This is a genomic window from Streptomyces chryseus (genome assembly GCF_014650755.1).
Taxonomy (GTDB): domain Bacteria; phylum Actinomycetota; class Actinomycetes; order Streptomycetales; family Streptomycetaceae; genus Streptomyces; species Streptomyces chryseus.
In genome coordinates, this window is sequence record NZ_BMVO01000029.1 from 45041 (window position 1) to 68049 (window position 23009).

Below are 23009 nucleotides of genomic sequence, written 5' to 3' on the forward strand. Positions count from 1 at the left end.
TCCGCGAAGGCCGCTGGTTAGCATGGCTGGGTTGACGACACGACCGAACGTCGACGACACCGACCGGAACGGGGCTTGCGAACACCATGAGTGGACGGGACGGCGGCCCCTGGCGCAGGCCCCTGGAGCGGCTCGCGCGCGAGTTCGCGAAGTTCGGGGCGGTCGGCGGCGTGGGGCTTCTGGTGGACCTCGGGGTCTTCAACCTGCTGTGCCACTTCATGGACGTGCCGGTGGTCCCGGGCGGCATCATCGCCACGGTCGTCGCGATCGGCTTCAACTACCTGGGCTTTCGCTACTTCACGTACCGGGAGCGCGACAAGAACCGGCGCAGCCGCGAGCTCACGCTGTTCCTGCTGTTCAGCGCGATCGGCCTGGTGATCCAGAGCGGTGTGCTGTACGTCGCGACGTCCGGCTTCGGCTGGGACAGCCCGCTGCAGAGCAACGCCTTCAAGTTCCTCGGGATCGGGATCGCGACCGTCTTCCGGTTCTGGTCCTACCGCACCTGGGTCTTCCAGAAGCTGCCGCCGCACGGGGCCGAGGAGACGCACGAGCCGTTCCCGGACGACCCGCGGGTGATCAACGGATCCCACGGATCCCACGGATCCCACGGCACCCACGGATCCCACAGCACCCCCGGGGCCCCCAACGTCCACAGCGCCCCCGGCGACCGCGTCACCTGACCGTGGGCTCGCGCGGCTCCTCCTTGGGGCGCGCGACGCGGCTGAGGAAGAGCGCGAAGACCGGCGGCTGCTGCTGGAGCATCTCCAGGCGGCCGCCGTCGGCCTCCGCGAGGTCGCGCGCGACGGCGAGACCGATCCCGGTGGAGTTGCGCCCGCTGATGCTCCGCTCGAAGATCCGCGCGCCGAGATCGGCCGGTACGCCGGGGCCCTCGTCGGTCACCTCGATGACGGCCTGGTTGCCGGTGACGCGGGTACGCAGAGCGACCGTACCGCCACCGTGCATGAGGGAGTTCTCGATCAGCGCGGCCAGCACCTGGGCCACCGCGCCGGGGGTGCCGACGGCCCGCATGCCGTGCTTGCCCGAGTGGACGATGGCGCGGCCCGCGCTGCGGTAGGCCGGGCGCCACTCCTCGATCTGCTGCTTGACGACCTCGTCGAGGTCGAAGACGACGGCGGAGCCGGTGCGCGGGTCGCGGGAGTTGGTGAGCAGCCGCTGCACGACGTCGGTGAGCCGCTCGACCTGCGTCAGCGCGATCGTCGCCTCCTCCTTCACGGTGTCCAGGTCCTCGGTGAGGGTGATCTCCTCCAGCCGCATGGAGAGCGCCGTCAGCGGCGTACGCAGCTGGTGGGAGGCGTCGGCGGCCAGCCGGCGCTCGGCGGTGAGCATCCGGCCGATGCGCTCGGCGCTGGAGTCGAGCACGTCGGCGACCCGGTCGAGCTCGGGTACGCCGTACCGCTTGTGGCGGGGCCGCTGGTCGCCCGAGCCGAGCCGCTCGGCGGTCTCGGCGAGGTCGGTGAGCGGGGAGGCGAGCCGGTTGGCCTGGCGTACGGCGAGCAGGACGGCGGCGACGACGGCGAGCAGCGCCACCGCTCCGATGATCATGAGCGTACGGCCGACTTCGTCGGTGACGGTGGAGCGGGATTCCTGCACGGTGACGACCTCGCCGAAGTCGCCCCGCTCGACGCCCGTGATGACGCTTCCGCCGGGGCGCTCGCCGATCTCGATGGGGGCGCGGCCCGGGATCTCGATGCGGGCGTACCGCTCGGGGTGGATCTGGTCGCCAAGGACCCCGGGGTTGATGCTCTCCTCACCGAGGATGCGGCTCTCGACGACGCTGATCAGCCGCAGCGCCTCGGAGTCGACGCTCTCCTGGGCGCTGTTGCTGATGGTGCGTGTTTCGACGATGACGAGGGAGACGCCGAAGACGGCGATGACGACGAGCACCACGGCGAGCGTGGAGTTGATCAGGCGGCGGCGCATGGCTGTGTGTGTACGTCAGCTCTTCTCGAAGCGGAAGCCGACGCCCCGCACGGTGGCGATGTACCGCGGGTTGGCGGCGTCGTCGCCGAGCTTCTTGCGCAGCCACGAGATGTGCATGTCGAGGGTCTTGGTCGACGACCACCAGGTGGTGTCCCAGACCTCGCGCATGAGCTGGTCGCGGGTGACGACACGGCCGGCGTCCCGGACGAGGACGCGCAGCAGGTCGAACTCCTTCGCCGTGAGCTGGAGTTCCTCCTCGCCCATCCAGGCCCGGTGCGACTCGACGTCGATCCGTACGCCGTGGGTGGCGGGCGCGGGGGCGGGCTCGCTGGCGCCGCGCCGCAGGAGGGCCCGTACCCGGGCGAGGAGCTCGGCGAGGCGGAACGGCTTGGTGACGTAGTCGTCGGCGCCGGCGTCGAGGCCGACGACGGTGTCGACCTCGTCGGCGCGGGCCGTCAGCACCAGGATCGGGATGGCGTGGCCCTCGGCGCGCAGCCGGCGGGCGACCTCGAGGCCGTCCATGCCGGGCAGGCCCAGGTCGAGCACGACCAGGTCGACGCCGCCCTTGAGGCCGGCGTCGAGCGCGGACGGGCCGTCCTCGCGCACCTCGACCTCGTAACCCTCCCGACGCAGGGCGCGGGCCAGTGGCTCCGAGATGGATGCGTCGTCCTCGGCGAGCAGTACACGGGTCATGGGGTGATGGTAGTCCGCGCGCCGCACGGGTCGTGGCCGGTCGACGCTTGATCGTTCTTCCCTGCGGCTGTGGGATGCGATCCTGTTGTGGACCTTGGAAAGGCGCCCAGCGGTTCCTTCGTCACCTGTGATCCATCTCTCAAGTCCTTCCATATGCGCCGGGTTCGTGGCGTATGGTGGCGAGTCGTCTGTAGCAGGACTCTGAGTCCTTTCGGGCCTTTAGGCAGCAAAACGCACCAAAGGGCTCTTTTCTGTGTGGGATTGGCATCGCCGTTCCGCGCAGTGACTGACCATGGGCCGGGCCACCCTCGCGCGACGCCGGCCGCCCCCACCGGGCGCACACCCGCTCACGAGGCGGACACGCGTCCCGAGCAAGCAAGGATCGACCATGGCGTCCAGCCTGACGAAGGACACCGCCGGGGCTCCCTCGGGCGAGAAGACCTTCTTCGGCCACCCCCGCGGCCTGGCCACTCTCTTCATGACCGAGATGTGGGAGCGCTTCAGCTACTACGGCATGCGTGCCCTTCTCGTGTACTACCTGGTCTCCGGCGGCGCGGACGCCGCGACCGGCAGCCAGGGCGGCGGCCTGGCGATGACCGCGGCCACGGCCACGGCCATCTACTCCGTCTACGTCTCCATGGTCTACCTGATGGCCATGCCGGGCGGCTGGTTCGGCGACCGCGTCTGGGGCGCCCGCAAGACGGTCACGATCGCGGGCAGCGTCATCATGCTCGGCCACCTGTCGCTGGCCCTGCCGGGCCAGGCGATGTTCTTCGTCGGCCTGATCCTGGTGGCCGTCGGTTCCGGTCTGCTGAAGGCCAACATCTCCACGATGGTCGGCCACCTCTACGACGGTCCCGAGGACCCGCGCCGCGACGGTGGCTTCACGCTCTTCTACATCGGCATCAACCTGGGCGCCTTCGTCGCTCCGTTCGTCATCGGCACGGTCGGCAAGGAGAACAACTGGCACCTCGGCTTCGCGCTCGCCGCGGTCGGCATGGGCCTGGGCCTGGTGCAGTTCCTCCTCGGTACGCGCCACCTGAGCCCGAAGAGCAACGTCGTCCCGAACCCGCTGAGCCCCGAGGAGCGCAAGGGCATCCTGCTCAAGGTCGTCGGCGCGACCCTGGCGATCGCGGTCTTCTACGGCGCGGTCGTGGCCCTGGGCGCGTTCACGCTGAACTGGGCGCTGGTGCCGCTCACCCTCGCCGGTCTGATCATCCCGATCGCCGTCCTGGTCCGCATCAAGCGCGACAAGGAGCTCTCCGCGGGCGAACAGTCCAAGATGAACGGCTACATCTGGTTCTTCGTGGCCGCCGCCGTGTTCTGGATGATCTACGACCAGGGTGGTTCGACCCTGTCGCTGTTCGCCGACGAGAAGACCGCGTCCACCGTCTTCGGCCTGAGCACGTCCGCCACCTGGTACCAGTCGCTGAACCCGCTGTTCGTCATGGCGCTGGCCCCGGTCTTCGCCTGGCTGTGGCTGTGGCTGGCCCGTAAGAACCAGGAGCCCAACACCATCGTGAAGTTCGCGATGGGCCTGGTCCTGGTCGGCGGCTCGTTCTTCGTCTTCGTCGTGCCGATGAGCATGGCGGCCGACGGCACGAAGGTCAGCCCGATGTGGCTGGTGTCGATCTACATGATCCAGACCATCGGCGAGCTCTGCCTCTCCCCGGTCGGACTGTCCGTCACCACGAAGATGGCCCCGCGCAAGTACGCCTCCCAGATGATGGGCGTCTGGTTCCTCGCCGTCACGGCGGGCGACTGCACCACCGGCCTGCTGTCGCTGGCGGGGGTCGACCTGAACGGGACGGGCATCATCGCCATGGAGGCCTCGCTGGCGGTCGTCGCCGGCCTCGCGGTGTGGATGTACCGCAAGAAGGTCCAGTCGATGATGGGCGAGGTCCACTGACCCCTTGCCCCTCGGCATGACGAAGGCCGGCCCCGGCGCGCGCGAGCGCACCGGGGCCGGCCTTCGTCCGTACGGCCGTACGTCCGCGCCGAGGTCAGCGCGGGCCGCGCAGGCGGTTCCACGGGGTGAAGGTGAAGACCGCGCCACCGAGCAGGATCACCGTGCCGGCGACCAGGCCGAGGGCGCGCAGGCCGCCGTGGTCGGAGGCTCCGGTGTCGGCGAGGCCGCCGCCCGCCGCCGCACCGCCCGACGTCGTACCGCCCGACGTCGTACCGCCCGACGTCGTACCGCCCGACGTCGTGCCGCCCGACGCGCCACCCGGCTGGGCGGAGGTGTCGAGTTCCAGGGACGCCTCCGCCGTGCCCTTGACGGTGCAGGGGATGGTGATCTTTTGGCCGCCGAGGGTCACGTCGATGGTGAGCGTGCCGGGGCTGAGCGTGGACTTGCCGCTCGCGCCGGGTTTGTACGTCCCCGTCATGTCCGGCAGGTCCACCGGCTTGCCCTGTTCGAGCGGGTCCTTGTTCGGGGGCCCTGTGACGGGGACGGTGCCCTTGTCCGCGCCGCCCAGCAGGACCTCCATGGAGGGCTTGAGCGCCCCCGCGGGCAGGGCGGCGGGGCTGTTCATGACGCCCTTGGCCGTCCTGACGACCAGGTCGTAACCGCCGCCGTTCTTCCTGGCGTTGATCGTCACCTTGGAGTTGATGCTCGCCGGGCCGGGGGACTTGCACGCGAAGGCGACCGTGACCTCCTTGCCGGGGAAGTCGCCCGGACCGTCGCCGCCACCGCCGCCCGAGGTGGTGGTGCCGCCGGAGGTGGTGGTGCCGCCGGACGTCGTCGTACCGCCCGAGGTCGTCGTACCGCCGGAGGTCGTCGTCCCACCCGACGAGGTCGTGCCGCCCGTCGTCGTGCCGCCGGACGTCGTCGTGCCGCCCGTGGTGCCGCCGGCCGCCGAGACCTTGATGGTCGCCGCGGCCTTGACCGCCTCCTTCGGCGCGCACTTGGTGTCCGTGGACAGCGGCTTGCTGACGTTGATGGTGTACGCGTCGGGAGTGAGCGTGATCTCGCCGGCCTTCTCCAGCTTCAGCTTGCCCTTCATGTCCGGCAGCACCATGGGGCTGTTCTTGGGGATCGGCGGGTTCTGCCGCGGCCCCTCCAGCTTCAGGTCCCCGGTCGCCGCGCCGCCCACCTTCACCGTGCCGGTCGGCTTGACGGTGTCCTTGTCCAGGTCGAGGACGTCGGGGTTCTTGGAAGCGGCCTCGACCGTCTTCCACACCACCTCGACCTCGTCGCCCACCTTGGCCTCGGCGGGCGCCGTGATCAGCACCTTCGTGGTGCCCTGCACGGGCGGCAGGCCGGAGATGGGCGGGGGTATGCACTCGGTCTTGTACGAGACCTCGGCTGCTTGCGCGGGACTCGCCGCGAGCAGGATGCCCGCACCGCCGAGCATCAGCGCGACGCCGGCCGCGCTCATCCTCCGTTGCGTGGTCACGAATTTCCCTTCGTCGTCGGACTGTTCTGCTGAACCGGTGCGGAGATCGGGGTGGACGGACCCGGCGCGTTGTCCGGGGTGAACCACGGCAGGCACGTGACCCCGGTCGCCGTCGCGCCGGGAGCCGCCCGTCCGCGCGGCGTACGGGTGCGGGCGGGGAGGCGGGCCGGGCGGTGGCGGCCCGGTGTGCGCGGCGGCCGGACCTTGTCGACGACCGCCATGCCGATACGGAAGACCCCGGCCGGCACCACCACGCACAGCAGGACCCAGAAGAGCGTGACGCCCCACGGACGCCCCACGCCCCACGGCTGCTCGGCCAGTACCTTCCGCCCGTACTTGAGCGAGACGAGGTAGTCGCCGTGGGCGCCGGCCGGCAGCTGCACGTCCAGGGCGACCCGCACCTTGCCGCCGGGCCGGATCGTGCCCCGCCACTGGCGTTCCTCCCACTGCGGGGCGAAGACGCCGTGCGAGGTGCCGACCTCGAAGACGGGGTCCTTCACCGGGTCGGAGCCGAGGTTGCCGACGGTGACGACGAGTCTGCGGGCCTGCGGGGCGCCGAACCAGGTCAGTACGGAGCCGGAACCGTCGAGCCGGGCGGCCGCGAGCACCGCGAGCCTTCCGTCCCGGCCCGGCCGCGGGAGCGGCGCCACGGGGTGGCCGGCGACCACGAACCCGGCGTCGGCGGCGGCCGGTTCCCCGCCGGTGACGGTCGCGACGTGCACGACGCACGGGCACGGCCTCGGCGGCTCGGCCACCGGCATCTTCTTGCGGAAGGCGCCCTCGGCGTCGGTGGTGACGGCGCGCCCCTCCGCGTTCGCGCAGGAGTTGGTGCCGCCGATGACGCCCCGGCCGGGCGCGGACTGCCCGCAGATCAGCATCATCAGCAGCGTCCCCGGGCGCCAGCCGGTCCCGCTGACGGTGATGTCGCCGCCCTTGCCCGCCTCCGGCCGGGAGAGCGTGACCCGGGGCGGCCGGTCGGGTTCCGCGCTCGCCGGGGCGGCGGGAAGGAGGCCCAGCGCCACCAGCAGGGCGCACAGCGACACGACGGCCCACGGGCCTCGGGCTGGGGTCATGTCGTCGCTCCTGACTGCGCCAGCGGCCGTTCGTGAGGGGTGGCTTCCCGAGGAGCCGGCGCCGGTTGCGGTGGTTTCCGGCGGCGTACGCGGCGTACCGCCCCTGCCGCGGCTCCCAGCACCAGCAGCGTCGTGACCGTCACCGCGGTCCAGGGCACGAACGCCGCGGACGCCGTCGCCTCGCCGCGGGCGCCCCCGGCGGCGGTCGCGGTGAGGCGGACCTCCACCGTGTCGAGGACCGGAGCGCCGGGCCAGGGTTCGGTGCGCTCCACCCGTTGTCCGGGGGCGAGCCGCTGTGGCAGCGTGCGCGGCGCACGGCGCAGGACCTCGCCGCCGAGGAGCCCTTCGGCGCGGACCGCCAGGCGGGGGACGAGTGCGGTGTTCCCCCGGTTGACCAGGGCGTACCGGATGACGGCGCCGTCACCCCGCTCGTCGACCGTGACGTCCTCGACCGTGAGCGCCGCCAGCGTCGGACCGCTGACGCGCAGATGGACCGGTACGTCCGCCGAGCGGCCGGCGCCCGAGGCGGCGATCGCCCCGGGGTGGTCGCCGGGCGCCGCGCCGGCCGGCACGGTCACCGTGAACGGCACTTCCGCACGGGTGCGCGGCGGAATCCGCACCTCGGTCTCGGCGAGCGCGATCCAGCTCCCGCTGTCGTCGCCCGTGCCGCGCAGCCGGACCGTGCGGGCCTCGCCGCCGGGGTTGGTCAACGCCAGCCTGTCCTCGAAGACGGTCCCGGCGACGCCCTCAAGGTAGAAGTACGGTCTGCCCCCGCCGCTCGGGGCCGCCGTCCAGCCCGGCGCGTCCTCGGCCGCTGCGGCGAACGGCGCCGAGGGGGCGGCGGCCGGGGCCGGCGCGGCGGCGCCCAGCAGCACCGCGGCGGCGGCGAGGAGACGGCCGGCGTGACGGGCACGGCGCGGCGGGTGCACCGGCGGTCTTCAGGCCGTGGGCCGCTGGCCGCGCCGGGTCAGCCACAGCGCCCCGGCCGCCCCGGTCAGCAGGACCGTGCCGCCGAGCGTGCCGAGCGCCAGCGCGGAGTCCGTCGGGCCGGTCTTCGGCAGCTCGCCGGAGCCGCCGCCGGACGCGTTCTGCGACGTACCGCCCGAGGATCCGCCCGTCGAGCCGCCGCCCGCGCCCTTGACGTCGAGTTCCAGCGACGGCTTCGGGTTGTTGGAGGGGGTGCAGGTGGTGGTCGTACCGAGCGCCTTGATCGTCAGGACGGACGCCGTGAAGGTGACCTTGCCGCTCTTGGTGGGTGTGTACGTGCCGCTCAGGTCGGTGATCCTGATGGGCGTGTTGGCGGGGATCGCGGCCGGGTTCGGCGGTCCCGAGACCGGCACCGAGCCGCTCTCCGCGCCGCCCAGCTTGATGACGGCGCTCGGCTTCATCGCGCCCTTGCCCAGCTCCACGGGGCTGGACGAGACGCCCTTCTGGAACGACATGGTGAGCTTGTACGTGCTGCCGCTCTTGATGCCCTTGATGTCGATCGGGGAGACGGCCGCCTTGTCCCCGATCGGCGTCTTGCACTGGTAGTTGACGTCCACGACGTCGGCATGGGCCGCGGGGGCGGCCAGCAGCACCACCGAGCCCGCAACCGCCGCCGCCAGCGCGAGAGTTGTCCGCTTCTCGTACGACACCTCAAGTCCCCTTATGCCGGAAGACAAGTTACTGACGACACATCAGATTGGGCGTCAAGGTACGCCTGAGGTCTTGCCGAGGGAAGACAAAGTGCACGCCGGATCGGCGTGCACGAGAAGAACCACGGACCGCCGGTAACCCCGTGTCGCGCCTGGGCCGAAGCTTCGGCCGGCGAGGGAGGGGAGACCGGTCGGTGGACTACGCGGGAGCGGCGAGTTCCGCCCAGACCGTCTTGCCGCTGGACTCGCCGGTCCGCTCGACACCCCAGTCGAGGCACAGGCGCTGCACGATGAACATGCCGTGCCCGCCGGGCCGGCCCGCGCGGTGCGGCGTGCGCGGGGCGGGCTGGCCCGTACCGCGGTCGACGACTTCGAGGCGCAGCTTCTTGCCGTCGCACGCGACGCGCAGCTCTTCCGGCCCCTCGGCGTGCAGGCAGGCGTTGGTGACCAGCTCGGAGACGACCAGCAGGACGTCCTCGGCGGCGGCCCGCCGGTCGGCGGACGAGGCGGGGAGCCAGCCCCAGTCGTACAGCGCCTGGCGGGTGAAGTCGCGAGCCAGCGGCACGATGCCGCTGGCGCTGCTCAGCGCCAGAGAACGCGCCTGGCCGACGGCGGACACGGCGGAGGCCGGGCCGTGGCTCGCCGACTCCTGGCCGGAGTCGCCCGACCGAGGCTGCCGGGTGGTGCTCATCAGCGCTTCACCTCACCGATTCGCCAATTCATCAGATTCATCGCCGCAAGGACATCGGGAGCTTCCTGAGCCCCCTGGGACCGACAGGGTCAGAGACCTCCTGCCCGACCGAACGGTGAGAACACCCACTTTTTCGGTACGGACACGTGACGCGGTCAACAAAACCGGTCAGCGGGAGGTTCCACTGGGACGAAAATCACTCGTCCAACGCGTCATCGAGCGACTCGTGGACGGTGAAAACGGCCTCGGCCCCGGTGATCTCGAAGACTCTCGCCACCACCGGCTGCATGCCGGCCAGGTGAACCCCTCCCCCGGCCGCCTCGGCCTTGAGGCGAGCACCGAGCAGCACGTTGAGCCCGGTGGAATCGCAGAACTCCAGCGCCGAGCAGTCGATGACCAGCCGCGTACGTCCTGCTTCGAGTGCATGGTCCAAAGGCTCACGGAGCAGCTCGGCGGTGTGGTGATCGAGCTCACCCGCCGGCGTGACAATCTCGCTCTGTCCCTCGGTCCGAACTGCGACCCGGAGCCGACCCCGGTTCGCGCTGCCGACCGTCCCGCGCTCCATGCCCGTCTCGTCTCTCTTCGCAGTCGTACCTGTCAATGACGTGCCAGAACCCTACGCCTTCTCCACGCCGATCGGTAGCCGAAGAACCCTTCAATACCCGCCAATTCGGACATACGGGACTTGCAACCGCCGGTCGAGACCGGGTAGGCCTAGTAGGGACACAACCAACACGACCGGCTATGGAGGCGCCGCACATCGTACGCAGACGTATCGGCATCGGCAGCCATATGCCGAGAACGATGGAGGAGACCATGTCACCCCGGCTCGACGAAGCGCGAACGCGCCCCGTGCGGCAGACCGCGCCGTCGGCAACCCCGCCCGCCCCGCCCGAGCACATCGAGTCCGCACCCGCCGGGTTCGAAGGCCTTGAGGGCCTCCCCGAGATCCCGCCGTACGACGAGGTGGCGCCGCTGGACGCCAGGGCGCTGTCGAAGACGCTCTTCGGACGCCTCGAAAACCTCGAAGAGGGAACGCACGAGTACGCGTACGTACGCAACACGCTCGTCGAACTGAACCTGGCCCTGGTCAAGTTCGCCGCCTCCCGGTTCCGCTCCCGCAGCGAACCGATGGAGGACATCATCCAGGTCGGCACCATCGGCCTGATCAAGGCGATCGACCGCTTCGAGCTCAGCAGAGGCGTCGAGTTCCCCACCTTCGCGATGCCGACGATCGTCGGCGAGATCAAGCGGTTCTTCCGTGACACGTCCTGGTCGGTGCGCGTTCCGCGCCGCCTCCAGGAACTGCGCCTGGACCTCGCGAAGGCCGGCGACGAGCTCGCCCAGCAGCTCGACCGCGCCCCGACCGTGGGCGAACTCGCGCAGCGCCTCGACCTCACCAACGAAGAGGTCGTCGAGGGCATGGCCGCGAGCAACGCGTACACCGCGAGCTCGCTCGACGCCCAGCCCGAGGACGACGACTCCGAGGGCGCGCTGGCCGACCGGATCGGTTACGAGGACCACGGCCTCGAAGGCATCGAGTACGTCGAGTCGCTCAAGCCGCTGATCGCCGAACTCCCCGCGCGGGACCGGCAGATCCTCTCCCTGCGCTTCGTCGCCAACATGACGCAGTCGGAGATCGGCGAAGAGCTCGGTATCTCGCAGATGCACGTCTCCCGTCTCCTGTCGCGCACGCTGGGCAAGCTGCGCAAGGGCCTGACGGTGGAGGAGTAACACCTCGCCGCTCTGTGAAGAGTGTGAGGAGTGTGAGTGAGGGTCTGCCCCAGGCGCTATCCGGGGCAGGCCCTCCTCCACATCATGTCCCCTACCCGGCGTGCCCCGTCGTACGCACACCCCCGCGCCAGACCTCCGAGACGAGGGGGACCCCGGGGCGGTAGGCGAGGTGTACGTGGGAGGGGGCGTCCAGGAGGACCAGGTCGGCGCGGGCTCCTGGAGTGACGCGGCCGATGTCGGTGCGGCGCAGAGCCGCCGCGCCGCCCGCCGTGGCCGACCAGATCGCCTCGTCCGGGGTCATCCCCATGTCGCGTACGGCGAGAGCGATGCAGAACGGCATCGAACTGGTGAAGGACGAGCCCGGGTTGCAGTCCGTGGACAGCGCGACGGTCGCGCCCGCGTCGAGGAGCCTGCGCGCGTCCGGCCAGGCGGCGCGGGTCGAGAACTCGGCGCCGGGCAGGAGCGTGGCGACGGTGCGGCTGTTCGCGAGCGCGTCCACGTCGGCGTCCGTGAGGTGCGTGCAGTGGTCGGCGCTGGCCGCGTCGAGTTCGGCGGCGAGCTGGACGCCGGGACCGTGGCTGAGCTGGTTGGCGTGGATGCGGGGGTGCAGGCCCCTGGCCTTGCCTGCGGTGAGGATCGCGCGGGCCTGGTCGCCGTCGAAGGCCCCCTTCTCGCAGAAGACGTCGATCCAGCGGGCGTGCGGAGCGCACGCGTCGAGCATCTCGCCGGTGACGAGTGCGACGTACGCGGCCGGGTCGTCTGCGTAGTCGGGCGACACGATGTGCGCGCCGAGGTAGGTGACCTCGTCGGTGTGGCGCGAGGCGATGCGCAGGGCGCGGGCCTCGTCGTGGGTGGTCAGGCCGTAGCCCGACTTGGTCTCGAAGGTGGTCGTGCCCTGGCGCAGGGCCTCCCGGAGGTAGCGGGTGACGTTCGCTTCGAGCGCCTCGTCGGTCGCCGCGCGGGTGGCGGCGACGGTGGTGCGGATGCCGCCGGCGGAGTAGGCGCGGCCCGACATCCGGGCGTTGAACTCCTGGGTGCGGTCGCCGGCGAAGACGAGGTGGGAGTGCGAGTCGACGAAGCCGGGGATCACCGCCCGGCCCTTCGCGTCGTACGCGGTGTCGGCGGGGGGCGCGGCGGCGGCCCGGCCGGCCCAGGCGATGCGGTCGCCGTCGATCAGGACGGCGGCGTCGTGGATCAGCCCGAGGTTGTCCGTGGGGCTCTCGGCGTGGGCGGTGTCGTTGGTGACGAGGCTGCCGATGTTGGTGACGAGGGTGGTGGTGCTGCTGCTCACTGGGTCCTCTCGCGGTTGCGTACGGGGCGCGGCGGGGTGGGGAAAGGCCCGCCGCAGGCGCCGCCCGCCCCCTGTTACTTGTAGACGGCTGTGATCGCCTTGGCCATGGCCCCGGGGACGTCCGGGATCGAGGTGTGGACGCCGTCGCGGACGATGTGGCGGCCCGCGACGATCGTGTGCCGCACGTCGCACGCGGAGGCCGCGAACACCGCCGTCTCCGCCCCCAGCCGGGGCAGCGGCCCCGCCGTCCGGACCGAGTCCAGTGCGATGGTCGTGAGGTCGGCGGGCGCCCCGGCCTCGATCCTGCCCGCGTCGCGCCAGCCCAGCGCCTCGTGCCCGTCGGCCGACGCCGCGCGGAGCAGGGACGCCGCCGTCCAGTGGCCGCGCGTGCGCGAGCGCAGGCGTTCGTTCAGTTCCATCGCCCGCGCCTCCTCCAGGAGGTCGATCACCGCGTGGCTGTCGCTGCCGAGCGAGAGCGTGGAGCCGGCCTTCTGGAGGCGGGTCGCCGGACCGATGCCGTCCGCCAGGTCCCGTTCCGTCGTCGGGCACATGCAGGTGCCGGTCGACGTGCCGCCGAGGAGGGCGATGTCCTCGTCGGTGAGGTGGGTGTTGTGGACGCCGGTGGTGCGCGGCCCGAGGACGCCGTGGTCCGCCAGCAGGCGCGTCGGCGTACAGCCGTGCGTCGCCAGGCAGGCATCGTTCTCGGCCGTCTGCTCCGACAGGTGCACGTGCAGCGGCGCCATCCGGGTCTGCGCCCAGGCCGCCACCGTCGCGAGCTGGTCCGCCGGTACCGCCCGTACCGAGTGGATGGCCGCACCGATGCGGGCGTGGTCGCTGTCCTTGAGCAGCGACGCCCGCTCCGCCCAGGCGTCGGCCGTGCCGTCGGAGAAGCGCTGCTGGTGGCGGGTGGGCGGCGTACCGAAGCCCGAGGCGAGGTACGCCGTGTCCAGCAGCGTGATGCGGATGCCGGCGTCGGCGGCGGCCGCGATCAGGGCCTCGCCCATGGTGTTGGGCTCGGCGTAGGCGGTGCCGCCGGGGGCGTGGTGCAGGTAGTGGAACTCGCCCACCGCGCTGACCCCGGCCAGCGCCATCTCCGCGTACACGGCCCTGGCCAGGTCGAAGTACATGTCCGGCGTCAGGCGGGAGGCCACGCCGTACATGACCTCCCGCCAGGTCCAGAACGTCCCCGAGCCGACCTGCACCGTGGAGCGCAGCGCCCGGTGGAACGCGTGCGAGTGCGCGTTGGCGAGGCCGGGGAGGGTCAGGCCGCGCAGGACCTCCGCGCCCGGCGGCGGGGCCGTGACGTCCTTGCGGACCGCCGTGATCCGGCCGTCCGTCACGTCCACGGCCACACCGGGCTCGACGAAGGTGTCGAGCCAGGCGTGCTCCAGCCAGTAGGTCACGTGCACGCGAGCCCCTCCAGTACGTCGGCGAGTGCGATGACCCCCGCGACGCAGTCGTCCTCGGCGGCGTACTCGGCCGGAGAGTGCGAGATACCCGTGGGGTTCCGTACGAACAGCATGGCGGTCGGAACCGAAGCGGACAAAATACCCGCGTCGTGTCCCGCGCCGGTGCCGAGGACGGGGATGTCGCCGTGCTCCTCGCGCAGGAGCTTCGCGAGCTCGTCGCGCAGGGCGTGCTCGAACTCGACCACCGGGGTGAACGACTCCCGCGTGATGCGCAGGTCGATGCCGGAACGGGCGGCGTTCTCGCGCGCCGCCTGCTCGATCCCGGCGATGACCCGGTCGAGAGTGTCCTGGTCGGCGGCGCGCGAGTCGAGCCAGCCGCGGACCAGCGAGGGGATCGCGTTGACGCCGTTCGGCTCGACGGAGACCTTCGCGAACGTCGCGAGGGCCCCGGCGAGCCGCGCCTCGCGGCGGGCCGCGACGACCGTCTCCGCGTACGTCAGCATCGGGTCGCGGCGGTCGTCCAGGCGGGTGGTGCCGGCGTGGTTCGCCTCGCCGTGGAAGTCGAAGCGCCAGCGGCCGTGCGGCCAGATGGCGGACGCGATGCCGACGGGGTCGCCGGTGACGTCCAGCGCGCGGCCCTGTTCCACGTGCAGCTCGACGAACGCGCCGATGCGGGCCAGGCGCTCGGGGTCCGGGCCGATGGCGGACGGGTCGTAACCCGCCGCCTCCATCGCCCGGGGGAGGCTGACGCCGTCCGCGTCGCGCAGCTCGTGGGCCTTGGCGGCCGTCAGCTGCCCGGCCGCCAGGCGCGAGCCGACACAGGCCAGGCCGAACCGGGCGCCCTCCTCGTCACCGAAGTTGGTGATGGCCAGCGGTTTGGCGAACTCCACTTCCCTGTGGCGGAGTTCGTCGAGCGCGGCGAAGGAGGACACGACGCCGAGCGGGCCGTCGAACGCCCCGCCGAGCGGCACCGAGTCGAGGTGCGAGCCGGTGACGACCGCGTCGCCGGCCAGCGGGTCGCCCTGCCAGGCCCACTGGTTGCCGTTGCGGTCCAGCTCGTACGTCAGGCCGCGGGACTCGGCCTGGGCCTTGAACCACGCCCGGCAGTCCTGGTCGGCCCGGGTCCAGGCGTAGCGGCGGTAGCCGCCGGAGTCGGGGTCGCGCCCGATCGGCTTCAGGTCGGCCCACATCTCGTGGAACGAGGTGGACGTGTGCGGCGGCCCGTCGGCGGGCGCGACCGGGGTCACTCGCCCTCCCGCATGGGGACGCGTACGCCCTGCTCGTTCGCGGTCCGCTCCGCGATGTCGTAGCCCGCGTCCACGTGGCGGATGACGCCCATGCCGGGGTCGTTCGTCAGTACGCGGCGGATCTTCTCGCCCGCGAGCTTCGTGCCGTCCGCCACCGAGACCTGGCCCGCGTGGATCGAGCGGCCCATGCCGACGCCGCCGCCGTGGTGGATGGAGACCCAGGAGGCACCCGAGGCGACGTTGACCATGGCGTTGAGCAGCGGCCAGTCGGCGATCGCGTCGGAGCCGTCGAGCATGGCCTCGGTCTCGCGGTACGGCGAGGCGACGGAACCGCAGTCGAGGTGGTCGCGGCCGATCGCGAGGGGGGCGGCGAGGGTGCCGTCGGCGACCATGTCGTTGAACAGGGCGCCCGCCTTGTCGCGCTCGCCCTGGCCCAGCCAGCAGATGCGGGCCGGCAGGCCCTGGAAGTGGACGCGCTCGCCGGCCATCTTGATCCAGCGGTGCAGGGACGCGTTTTGAATCGAATCGGCCTCCGGGAAGAGCTTCAGCAGTTCGCGGTCCGTCTTGTGGATGTCCGACGCCTCGCCGGACAGCGCCGCCCAGCGGAACGGGCCCCTGCCCTCGCAGAACAGCGGGCGGATGTACGCCGGGACGAAGCCGGGGAAGTCGAAGGCGCGTGTGTAGCCGGCCAGCTGGGCCTCGCCGCGGATCGAGTTGCCGTAGTCGAAGACCTCGGCGCCGGCGTCCATGAAACCGACCATCGCCTCGACGTGCTTGGCCATGGACTCGCGGGCCCGCAGCGTGAAGTCGGCCGGCTTCTCGGCGGCGTACGACGCCATGTCGTCGAACTCGACACCGACGGGGAGGTACGCGAGCGGGTCGTGGGCGCTCGTCTGGTCGGTGACGATGTCGATGGGCGCGCCCTCGGCGAGCATGCGCGGCAGCAGCTCCGCCGCGTTGCCGAGGAGGCCGATGGACAGCGGCCTGCGGGCGTCGCGGGCCTCGACGGCGAGCTGGAGGGCGTGCTCCAGGCTGTCGGCCTTCACGTCGAGGTAGCGGTGCTCGATGCGGCGCTCGATGGCGCGCGGGTCCACGTCGATACAGATCGCGACGCCGTCGTTCATGGTCACGGCGAGGGGCTGGGCGCCGCCCATGCCGCCGAGGCCGGCGGTGAGGGTGATGGTGCCGGCGAGGGTGCCGCCGAACTTCTTGGCGGCGACGGCCGCGAAGGTCTCGTACGTGCCCTGAAGGATGCCCTGGGTGCCGATGTAGATCCACGACCCGGCGGTCATCTGGCCGTACATGGTCAGGCCCAGCGCCTCCAGGCGGCGGAACTCCTCCCAGTTCGCCCAGTCGCCGACCAGGTTGGAGTTGGCGATGAGGACGCGCGGGGCCCACTCGTGGGTCTGCATGACGCCGACCGGACGGCCGGACTGGACGAGCATCGTCTCGTCCTGCTTGAGGGTCTTGAGGGTGCGCACCATGGCGTCGAACGAGCGCCAGTCCCGCGCCGCCTTGCCCGTGCCGCCGTAGACGACGAGCTTGTCGGGGTGCTCGGCGACCTCGGGGTCGAGGTTGTTCTGGAGCATGCGCAGGGCGGCCTCCTGCTGCCATCCCAGGGCGCTCAGCTCCGTACCGCGCGGTGCCCGTACGGGGCGGGGTCCTGACATGGTGTGCCTCCTCGCGAGTGACTGCATTGGCGTCTATTCACATCCTGGCGAGATGAATAGAGCTAGTCAATACGTGCGGGCGCCTGCGCGCCGTCCGAGCCGGTGGTTGGCTGGAAGGCATGCCTTCGGACACCAGCCCGGACCCGAGCGCGACCCCGCCGGTGGACCCGGGAGGGGACACGACCGCACCCGAGCGCCGCGAGCAGGCCGTACGGGCCGCCGTGGAGCGGGGCGTGGTCGGCCCCGAAGCCCCCGTGGCCGGCCTGCTCGACACCGCCGGCATCCGCGCCTCGGCCGCCGCCCTGCGCGCCGCGTTCGCCGAGGTAACCCCGCCCGGGACGCCGGTCCTGCACGCCTTCGCCGTCAAGGCGACGCCGCTGGTCCCGGTCCTGCGGCTGCTGTACGCGCACGGTGTCGGCGCCGAGGTCGCCAGCCCCGGTGAGCTGGCCCTGGCCCGGGCGGCCGGCGTGCCTCCGGCGCACACCGTCCTCGACTCCCCCGCGAAGACCCCCGCCGAGCTGCGCGAAGCCCTCGCGCTGGGCATCGCGGTCAATGCCGACAACCCGCAGGAGCTGGCGCGCATCGACGCGCTGGTGCGGTCGACGGCATCCGCCTCCCCCGTCGGCCTGCGTGTCAACCCGCAGATCGGCGGCGGCGCCATCGGCGCCCTGTCCACCGCGACCGCCACCTCGAAGTTCGGCGTGGCGCTGCGCGATCCCGGCGCCCGGGAGTGGGTCGTACGCGCCTACCTGGACCGGCCGTGGCTGACCCGGCTGCACACGCACTCCGGTTCGCAGGGCCTTCCGCTGGAGCTGATGGCCCGGGGCGTGGCGGCGGCGTACGCACTCGCCGAGGAGATCAACGCGGCGGCCGGCCGGCGGCAGGTCGACACCGTCGACATCGGAGGCGGCCTTCCGGTCGACTTCACCTCCGACTCGCCGAGCCCGACGTACGCGGAGTACGCCCGCCTCCTCAAGCAGCGGGTCCCCGGCCTGCTCGACGGGCGCTACGGCCTGGTCACCGAGTTCGGCCGCTCGCTGCTCGCCAAGCACGGCACGGTCCTCGCCCGGGTGGAGTACGCGAAGACCTCCGGCGACCGGCCGATCGCCGTCACCCACGCGGGCGTGCAGATCGCGACGCGCACGGTGTACGTCCCGGAGTCCTGGCCGCTGCGGCTCGCGGCGTACGACGCGAAGGGCCGGCCCAAGCCGGGCCCGCCGGTCGCACAGGACGTCGCGGGTCCCGCGTGCTTCGCGGGCGACCTGCTCGCCGAGAACCGGCTGCTGCCCCTGCTCGCCCAGGGCGACCACGTGGCGGTGCTGGACACCGGCGCGTACGCCATGGCCGCGCACTACGCGTACAACAGCCTGGTCCGGGCCGGGATCCACGGCTTCACCACCGGCCCCGAAGGGGTCCGCTTCAGCGTCATACGGCCGCCGCAGACCCTCGCCGAGATCGTCGCCGAGTCGGGCGGGGCGCACCCGGACGCGCTCCTGTAGGCGCGGGTGCTCCACGCGTCCGGGGGCGGTTGTCACACCCGGCTGCTTCCATGGATCCGTGGCACACAGGAGCGTGGTCGTCGAACGGCGGATCGCGGCGGACCTGGACCGGGTCTGGCGTGCCCTGACCGACCTGGAGGGCATGCCGGGCGTGATCGGCGGGGTGGAGGAGGTGGAGATCCTGGAGCGCTCACCGGCGGGCGCCTTCGGGGTGGGCACCCGCTGGCGGGAGACCCGCCGGATGCTCGGCAGACAGGCCGCCGAGGAGATGCGCGTGACGGCGAGCGAACCGCCGGTGCGCTATGTGGTGGAGGCGGATTCGCACGGCGCGCACTACGTGTCGGAGTTCGTGTTGCGCGCCGAGGGGCCCGGCGCGACGACGGTCCGGATGACGTTCTCCGCCGTCCCGCCCGCCGGCGCCATGGGACTGCTGACCAAGGTGCTGGGCGGCCTGGGCGCCCGGGCGGTGAGCAAGGCGATCGCCGAGGACCTCGCCGACGTCGCGGCCGCCGTGGAGCGCGAGGGCGCCTGACCGGCGTACGGGCGGGGGATCGGCGGACGTACACATCCACAGAGACGCCCCCTTCCGATCAGAATCGATCTCTGGGCGATCAATAACTAAGCAGTAAAGACGAAGAACGAAAGCTAGCTGGCATGTGCACGTGGAAAGTGCCGGAACCACCTGCCCGCGCCCCTCTCTTTACGTAACCTCCTCGTCACTGCCGCAGAACGCGTGTCCGGCAGTCCGCATCCGTGTGCCACGCCGGGAGGGGGGTTCCGCATGCCCGGAATCGACGAATGTCTGCTCGCGGCGATGGTCGTGCCCGGCGCCCTCGGGGCCTCCCTGGTGGACTGGACGAGCGGACTCGCGCTCGGCACGGTCGGGGACTCGCCGAACGGCGACCACGAGGCCACCGCGGCGGAGACCGCCGAGCTGGCCCGGATGGCCGCCGAGCAGCGGGCCTTCTCCCCCAACGGGCTTCCGGTCGAGGACGTCATCATCACCACACCCAGCGGCTACCACCTGCTGCGCTTCGTCGAGACCGCGTTCGACAGCAGCGTCTTCCTACACCTGTGGCTCGACCGCGAGGAGGGCAACCTGGCGCTGGCCCGCATACGCCTGAGCAGCCTCGCCGAGCAGCTGGTCCTGGCATGAGCACCACCGTGTCCCCGATGCTCGTCCGGCTCGCCGCCGAGCGCGCCACCGGCGCCCTGCTGCGCGACCACGGAACCCTCTACCTCGTCGACGGCCAGGTCGTGCACGCCGAGAGCCCCGCCTCGCCCGGTATCGACGTACTGCTGACCTCGGCCGGGCGGCTGCCCGCCGAGGACTGGCAGGAGGCCGTCGACCGGGCGGGCACCCGGGGGCGGGTCGGCCGCTTCCTGGTCGACAGCGGGCGACTGGCCGACGGGGAGCTGGAACTGTGCCACCTGAGCGCGTTGTTCGACGCCGCCTTCTTCGCGCTCGCCCCCGGCAGCGGCCCGACCCGCTTCCGGTACGGGGCGGCCCACTGGCTGGGCCGCATCCGACCGGTCTCCGCCGCGGTGGTCGAGCGCGAGTCGCAGCGGCGCAGACGGCTGCTGGACGAGCTCTGGCCGTACCCCGACACCGACACCGCGCCCGTCGTACGCCGCACCACGCCGTCGGGGCAGCCCGTCACCCCCAGGCAGCGCGCCGTACTCGACCTCGCCGACGGCGAGCGGACCCCGGGGGACATCGCCCGGGCCCTCGGCCGGCCCGCCTTCCACACGCTGATCGACGTACGAAGGCTCGCGGCGGCCGGCACGGTCGCCACGCCCCGGGTCGCGCCGACGGCCCCGTCCCCCGTCCCCGCCTGGGTCGCGCAGGTCGCCGACGACCCGGACACCGCCCTGTTGCGCCGGCTCCGCGACGCCCTGGAGGCAAGCCTGTGACCTACCGGACCGTCGGCGCGGCCCTCCCCACCACCTCATGAGGCGCGTCCTGCGACACCGCGCGGAAAGGAGAAAGCTGATGGCGGCCGAAGCCGAACTGCTCGACGAACTGCGCCAGTTGAAAGCCAGAGTGCCCCAGCTGACCGGAGCGCTCGCGGCCAGCGTCGACGGCCTCGTACTGGCCCAGGACACCACGACCGTGGAGGCCGAGGGGATCGCCGCGCTCACCGCGGCGGCGCTCGGCGTCGCGGTGCGGCTGACGGACGCGACGGGCCAGGGCGCCTTCCGCGAACTGCTCGTGCGCGGCGACGACGGCTACGTGGCCACCTACGCGGCGGGCTCCTCCGCCGTACTCACGCTCCTCGCCGAGCCCCGCATCAACGTGGGCCGGCTCCACCTGGAGGCCCGCCGGGCAGGCGTCCGCATCGGCGCCCTGGTCGACAGCGCCCGGGAGAACGCATGACCACAGCCAAACGCACGACAGCACCCCGAACCACCACCCGACGAAAAGGAAGTGCGACCCTCATGGCCAACACCGAAACCACGCTCAAGGAAGCGATGACCAGCATCGAGGGAACCATCGGTGTCGCCCTGGTCGACTACACCAGCGGCATGGCCCTCGGCACCCTCGGCGGCGGCAAGGACCTCGACCTGACGGTGGCCGCCGCGGGCAACACCGACGTGGTGCGCGCCAAGGTGCGCACCATGGAACACCTGGGCCTCAAGGACGAGATCGAGGACATCCTGATCACCCTCGGCGGCCAGTACCACCTCATCCGGCTCCTCAAGGGACGCGGCGCCAACGGTCTGTTCCTCTACCTGGCGCTGGACAAGGGGCGGGCCAACCTCGCGATGGCCCGCCACCAGCTCAAGAAGATCGAGGCCGAACTCGACCTGTGACCACCGTCGCTGCCGCCGGGCGACGCCTCGCGCCGCCCGGCGCGGCGTCGCCCGCCGCGATCCCGGTGGTCCGGTACGCCGTCACCCGCCGCCCCGCGGGTCCGCCGCCGAGCCAGTCGGTACGTACCCACAGCAGGACCTCGTCACGGCGCTCCCGGGCGCCGAGCCACACGGCCTTCAGCCACAGCCCGGCGCCGGCGCCGGCCATCAGCAGCCCGACCGCGCCCGGCACGGCGAAGGCGCTTCCCGCCGCGGCGAGGAAGGCGGCCGCCAGCCACCAGCGGCGGCCCCGGCGCCAGGTGCGGGCCGTCACGGAGCGGACCTGGAGGAAGTCCCGGCGGCCGGCCCGGGTCGCGGTCGCGGCGAGTGCGGCGTAACGGCCCCTGCGCGCGAGCGCGGTGACGGCGGCCGCCACCACGAACAGCGCGGCGCCGGCCAGGAGGCCGGTCCCTCGCCCGGTGAGGCCGGGTACGAAAGCTCCGATCCCGGTGGCCAGCAACCCGAGCCACCACAGCGGGGCCGCCCCGGCCCGTACGACCACCGCCACCCGCGCCAACGCCTGCGCCTGCTCTCCGCGCGCCACAACCGCCCCTTCCCTGCCGGCTTCGACCGTTTCCAGTCGGGGAGGGTAACGCCGGATTCTGAGCGCCGCCGCCGAGAAAGCGCGGGCGGGCACCGGCCGCCTCCCTGCTAGTCGACGAACAGTCCCCGCGCCGCCGCCTTCGCGTCGAACTCCTCCAGGCGCGCCTGCGCGTCCGGCAGGCCGTCGCACATCGCCTCCAGCAGCACCCGCCCCAGCAGCATCGGCGCACACGCCGTGTCGAACGCCAGGCCCGTGCCGACCGCCGCCGGGATCAGCAGGTCGCTGTGGCCCGCCACCGGAGCGAAGGCGGAGTCGGCGACCGTCACCACCTTCAGGCCCTGCTCCCGCGCGTACGCCAGCGCGTCAACGACCTCGCGCGGATGACGCGGCAGTGCGAAGCACAGCAGCGCGGTGGCGCCGGCCCGGCGGGCGCCGTCGATGCGGTCGGCGAGCATCGAGCCGCTCTCGTCGAGCAGGCGCACGTCGGGATGGACCTTCGCCGCGAAGTACGCGAAGCCTCGCGCCTGCGAGGACGCGGCGCGCAGCCCGAGCACGGGCAGCGGCAGCGAGCCGGCGAGGACGCGGCCGGCCTCCTCGACGGGGCGGGGGTCGGCGAGCAGTTCGGAGAGGTGCTTGAGGTTCTCGATCTCGGCCTGGACCGCCTGCTGGTACTCGTTGTACTCGTCCGCCCCGGGCGAGGGCTCGGTGGGCGCGACCTCGCGCAGATGCTTGCGCAGGGCGGGGTACCCGTCGAAACCGAGCGCGACGGCGAAGCGCGTGACGGAGGGCTGGCTGACGCCGGCCAGGTCGGCCAGCTCGACGCTCGACAGAAAGGGCACGTCGGCGGCCTTGCGCACCATGCAGTGCGCGATACGCCGCTGGGTCGGCGTGAGCCGGTGCCCGTCGAAGAGCTGCTGCAGTCGTGCGGCAGGGCTGTCGCTCATGCCATCCCCCTGTGAGTTCCGATCTCGATCTTGGCGGTGCGGGTGCGTTGGTGCGGGTGCGTTGGTGCGGGTGTGTTGGTGCGGGTGTGTTGGTGCGGGTGTGTTGGTGCGGGTGCGTTGTGGGCTGGTGGTCTGGTGGGCGGGTGGTCTGGTGGGCGGGTGGTCTGGGGGGGCGGGTGAGCAGTGTTGGGACGTGCGATGTCGGACGCGCCTGTGGACCTATTCAGACACCCAAAACTCTGCATGAGCATATGCAGCGCGGCAAGGGGCGGGTGATCAAATGCTGATCGGGGTTGGGGGTGGCGGGTGGGTGCGGGGGCGGTGGTGGGCGGGGGCGGTGGTTGTTTCTGGTGTGGGGGCCGCCTTTTCGGGAGTGTGGCGTCGG

General features: G+C 72.1%; 23 protein-coding genes. 9 read left to right on the top strand and 14 right to left on the bottom strand.

Going from position 1 to position 23009, the window contains the following annotated elements; genetic code table 11:
- The first annotated feature begins 86 nt into the window (after positions 1 to 86).
- Complete coding sequence (locus IE185_RS28980) at positions 87 to 680, top strand: GtrA family protein (RefSeq protein ID WP_138895821.1); 594 nt, start codon at positions 87 to 89, stop codon at positions 678 to 680.
- Here IE185_RS28980 and IE185_RS28985 read toward each other — a convergent pair.
- Positions 673 to 1941: a sensor histidine kinase gene (locus IE185_RS28985; RefSeq protein ID WP_138895822.1), complete on the bottom strand. Its 1269-nt coding sequence runs from the start codon at positions 1939 to 1941 to the stop codon at positions 673 to 675. The two genes, IE185_RS28980 and IE185_RS28985, sit on opposite strands and share 8 nt — an antisense overlap.
- Positions 1942 to 1956: 15 nt before the next feature.
- On the bottom strand, positions 1957 to 2634 hold the full coding sequence (locus IE185_RS28990; RefSeq protein ID WP_138895823.1) for a response regulator transcription factor: 678 nt from the start codon (positions 2632 to 2634) through the stop codon (positions 1957 to 1959).
- A gap of 388 nt (positions 2635 to 3022) precedes the next feature.
- Here IE185_RS28990 and IE185_RS28995 point away from each other — a divergent pair, with 388 nt between their 5' ends.
- Positions 3023 to 4543, top strand: coding sequence for a peptide MFS transporter (locus IE185_RS28995; protein ID WP_138895824.1), 1521 nt, complete (start codon positions 3023 to 3025; stop codon positions 4541 to 4543).
- Between the two features lie 94 nt (positions 4544 to 4637).
- Here the strand turns inward: IE185_RS28995 and IE185_RS29000 are convergent, their stop codons facing one another.
- From IE185_RS29000 to IE185_RS29025, 6 genes are all read right to left on the bottom strand, one after another.
- Entirely contained in the window at positions 4638 to 6014 is a 1377-nt protein-coding gene (locus tag IE185_RS29000; RefSeq protein ID WP_138895830.1) for a hypothetical protein, read from the bottom strand.
- 14 nt (positions 6015 to 6028) lie between these two features.
- A complete protein-coding gene (locus IE185_RS29005) occupies positions 6029 to 7105 on the bottom strand; it encodes a hypothetical protein (RefSeq protein WP_189716306.1) in 1077 nt (358 codons plus the stop codon).
- Positions 7102 to 8034, bottom strand: coding sequence for a COG1470 family protein (locus IE185_RS29010; protein WP_138895826.1), 933 nt, complete (start codon positions 8032 to 8034; stop codon positions 7102 to 7104). The genes IE185_RS29005 and IE185_RS29010 overlap by 4 nt, the downstream gene beginning before the upstream one ends.
- Positions 8035 to 8043: 9 nt before the next feature.
- Positions 8044 to 8742, bottom strand: a complete 699-nt coding sequence (locus tag IE185_RS29015) for an LPXTG cell wall anchor domain-containing protein (RefSeq protein ID WP_138895827.1) — start codon at positions 8740 to 8742, stop codon at positions 8044 to 8046.
- Positions 8743 to 8941: 199 nt separating this feature from the next.
- Positions 8942 to 9433, bottom strand: coding sequence for an ATP-binding protein (locus IE185_RS29020; protein WP_138895828.1), 492 nt, complete (start codon positions 9431 to 9433; stop codon positions 8942 to 8944).
- A 196-nt stretch (positions 9434 to 9629) separates the two neighbouring features.
- On the bottom strand, positions 9630 to 9998 hold the full coding sequence (locus tag IE185_RS29025) for an STAS domain-containing protein (RefSeq protein ID WP_138895829.1): 369 nt from the start codon (positions 9996 to 9998) through the stop codon (positions 9630 to 9632).
- A 251-nt stretch (positions 9999 to 10249) separates the two neighbouring features.
- Here IE185_RS29025 and IE185_RS29030 point away from each other — a divergent pair, with 251 nt between their 5' ends.
- Positions 10250 to 11167 carry an RNA polymerase sigma factor SigF gene (locus IE185_RS29030; RefSeq protein ID WP_373303772.1) on the top strand — a complete coding sequence of 306 codons (918 nt, stop codon included), beginning with the start codon at positions 10250 to 10252 and terminating at the stop codon, positions 11165 to 11167.
- Positions 11168 to 11258: 91 nt separating this feature from the next.
- Here the strand turns inward: IE185_RS29030 and hutI are convergent, their stop codons facing one another.
- From hutI to hutU, 4 genes are all read right to left on the bottom strand, one after another.
- Entirely contained in the window at positions 11259 to 12458 is a 1200-nt protein-coding gene (gene hutI / locus IE185_RS29035) for an imidazolonepropionase (RefSeq protein WP_189716310.1), read from the bottom strand.
- A 74-nt stretch (positions 12459 to 12532) separates the two neighbouring features.
- Complete coding sequence (locus tag IE185_RS29040) at positions 12533 to 13867, bottom strand: formimidoylglutamate deiminase (protein ID WP_138897176.1); 1335 nt, start codon at positions 13865 to 13867, stop codon at positions 12533 to 12535.
- Positions 13858 to 15057 (bottom strand): allantoate amidohydrolase, encoded by a 1200-nt coding sequence (locus IE185_RS29045; RefSeq protein WP_138897182.1) that lies wholly within the window; start codon positions 15055 to 15057, stop codon positions 13858 to 13860. The genes IE185_RS29040 and IE185_RS29045 overlap by 10 nt, the downstream gene beginning before the upstream one ends.
- 53 nt (positions 15058 to 15110) lie before the next feature.
- Positions 15111 to 16784: a urocanate hydratase gene (gene hutU / locus IE185_RS29050; RefSeq protein WP_138897177.1), complete on the bottom strand. Its 1674-nt coding sequence runs from the start codon at positions 16782 to 16784 to the stop codon at positions 15111 to 15113.
- A 119-nt stretch (positions 16785 to 16903) separates the two neighbouring features.
- Here hutU and IE185_RS29055 point away from each other — a divergent pair, with 119 nt between their 5' ends.
- The 6 genes from IE185_RS29055 (at position 16904) to IE185_RS29080 (ending at position 21097) form a co-directional block, all read left to right on the top strand.
- Entirely contained in the window at positions 16904 to 18283 is a 1380-nt protein-coding gene (locus tag IE185_RS29055) for a type III PLP-dependent enzyme domain-containing protein (protein ID WP_138897178.1), read from the top strand.
- A 58-nt stretch (positions 18284 to 18341) separates the two neighbouring features.
- Positions 18342 to 18815, top strand: a complete 474-nt coding sequence (locus IE185_RS29060) for an SRPBCC family protein (protein WP_138897179.1) — start codon at positions 18342 to 18344, stop codon at positions 18813 to 18815.
- A gap of 249 nt (positions 18816 to 19064) precedes the next feature.
- Positions 19065 to 19439, top strand: coding sequence for a hypothetical protein (locus tag IE185_RS29065; RefSeq protein WP_138908570.1), 375 nt, complete (start codon positions 19065 to 19067; stop codon positions 19437 to 19439).
- The gene (locus tag IE185_RS29070) at positions 19436 to 20197 is read left to right on the top strand and encodes a transcriptional regulator (protein WP_138908569.1); all 762 of its coding nucleotides are present in this window, start codon (positions 19436 to 19438) and stop codon (positions 20195 to 20197) included. Before IE185_RS29065 ends, IE185_RS29070 begins: the two co-directional genes overlap by 4 nt.
- A gap of 79 nt (positions 20198 to 20276) precedes the next feature.
- On the top strand, positions 20277 to 20660 hold the full coding sequence (locus IE185_RS29075; protein ID WP_138899127.1) for a roadblock/LC7 domain-containing protein: 384 nt from the start codon (positions 20277 to 20279) through the stop codon (positions 20658 to 20660).
- 62 nt (positions 20661 to 20722) lie between these two features.
- Positions 20723 to 21097, top strand: coding sequence for a hypothetical protein (locus tag IE185_RS29080; protein ID WP_138899126.1), 375 nt, complete (start codon positions 20723 to 20725; stop codon positions 21095 to 21097).
- Here the strand turns inward: IE185_RS29080 and IE185_RS29085 are convergent.
- Positions 21066 to 21680, bottom strand: a complete 615-nt coding sequence (locus IE185_RS29085; protein ID WP_138899125.1) for a hypothetical protein — start codon at positions 21678 to 21680, stop codon at positions 21066 to 21068. The genes IE185_RS29080 and IE185_RS29085 overlap by 32 nt on opposite strands.
- A gap of 107 nt (positions 21681 to 21787) precedes the next feature.
- On the bottom strand, positions 21788 to 22624 hold the full coding sequence (locus IE185_RS29090) for a MurR/RpiR family transcriptional regulator (protein WP_138899124.1): 837 nt from the start codon (positions 22622 to 22624) through the stop codon (positions 21788 to 21790).
- Between the last annotated feature and the right edge of the window lie 385 nt (positions 22625 to 23009).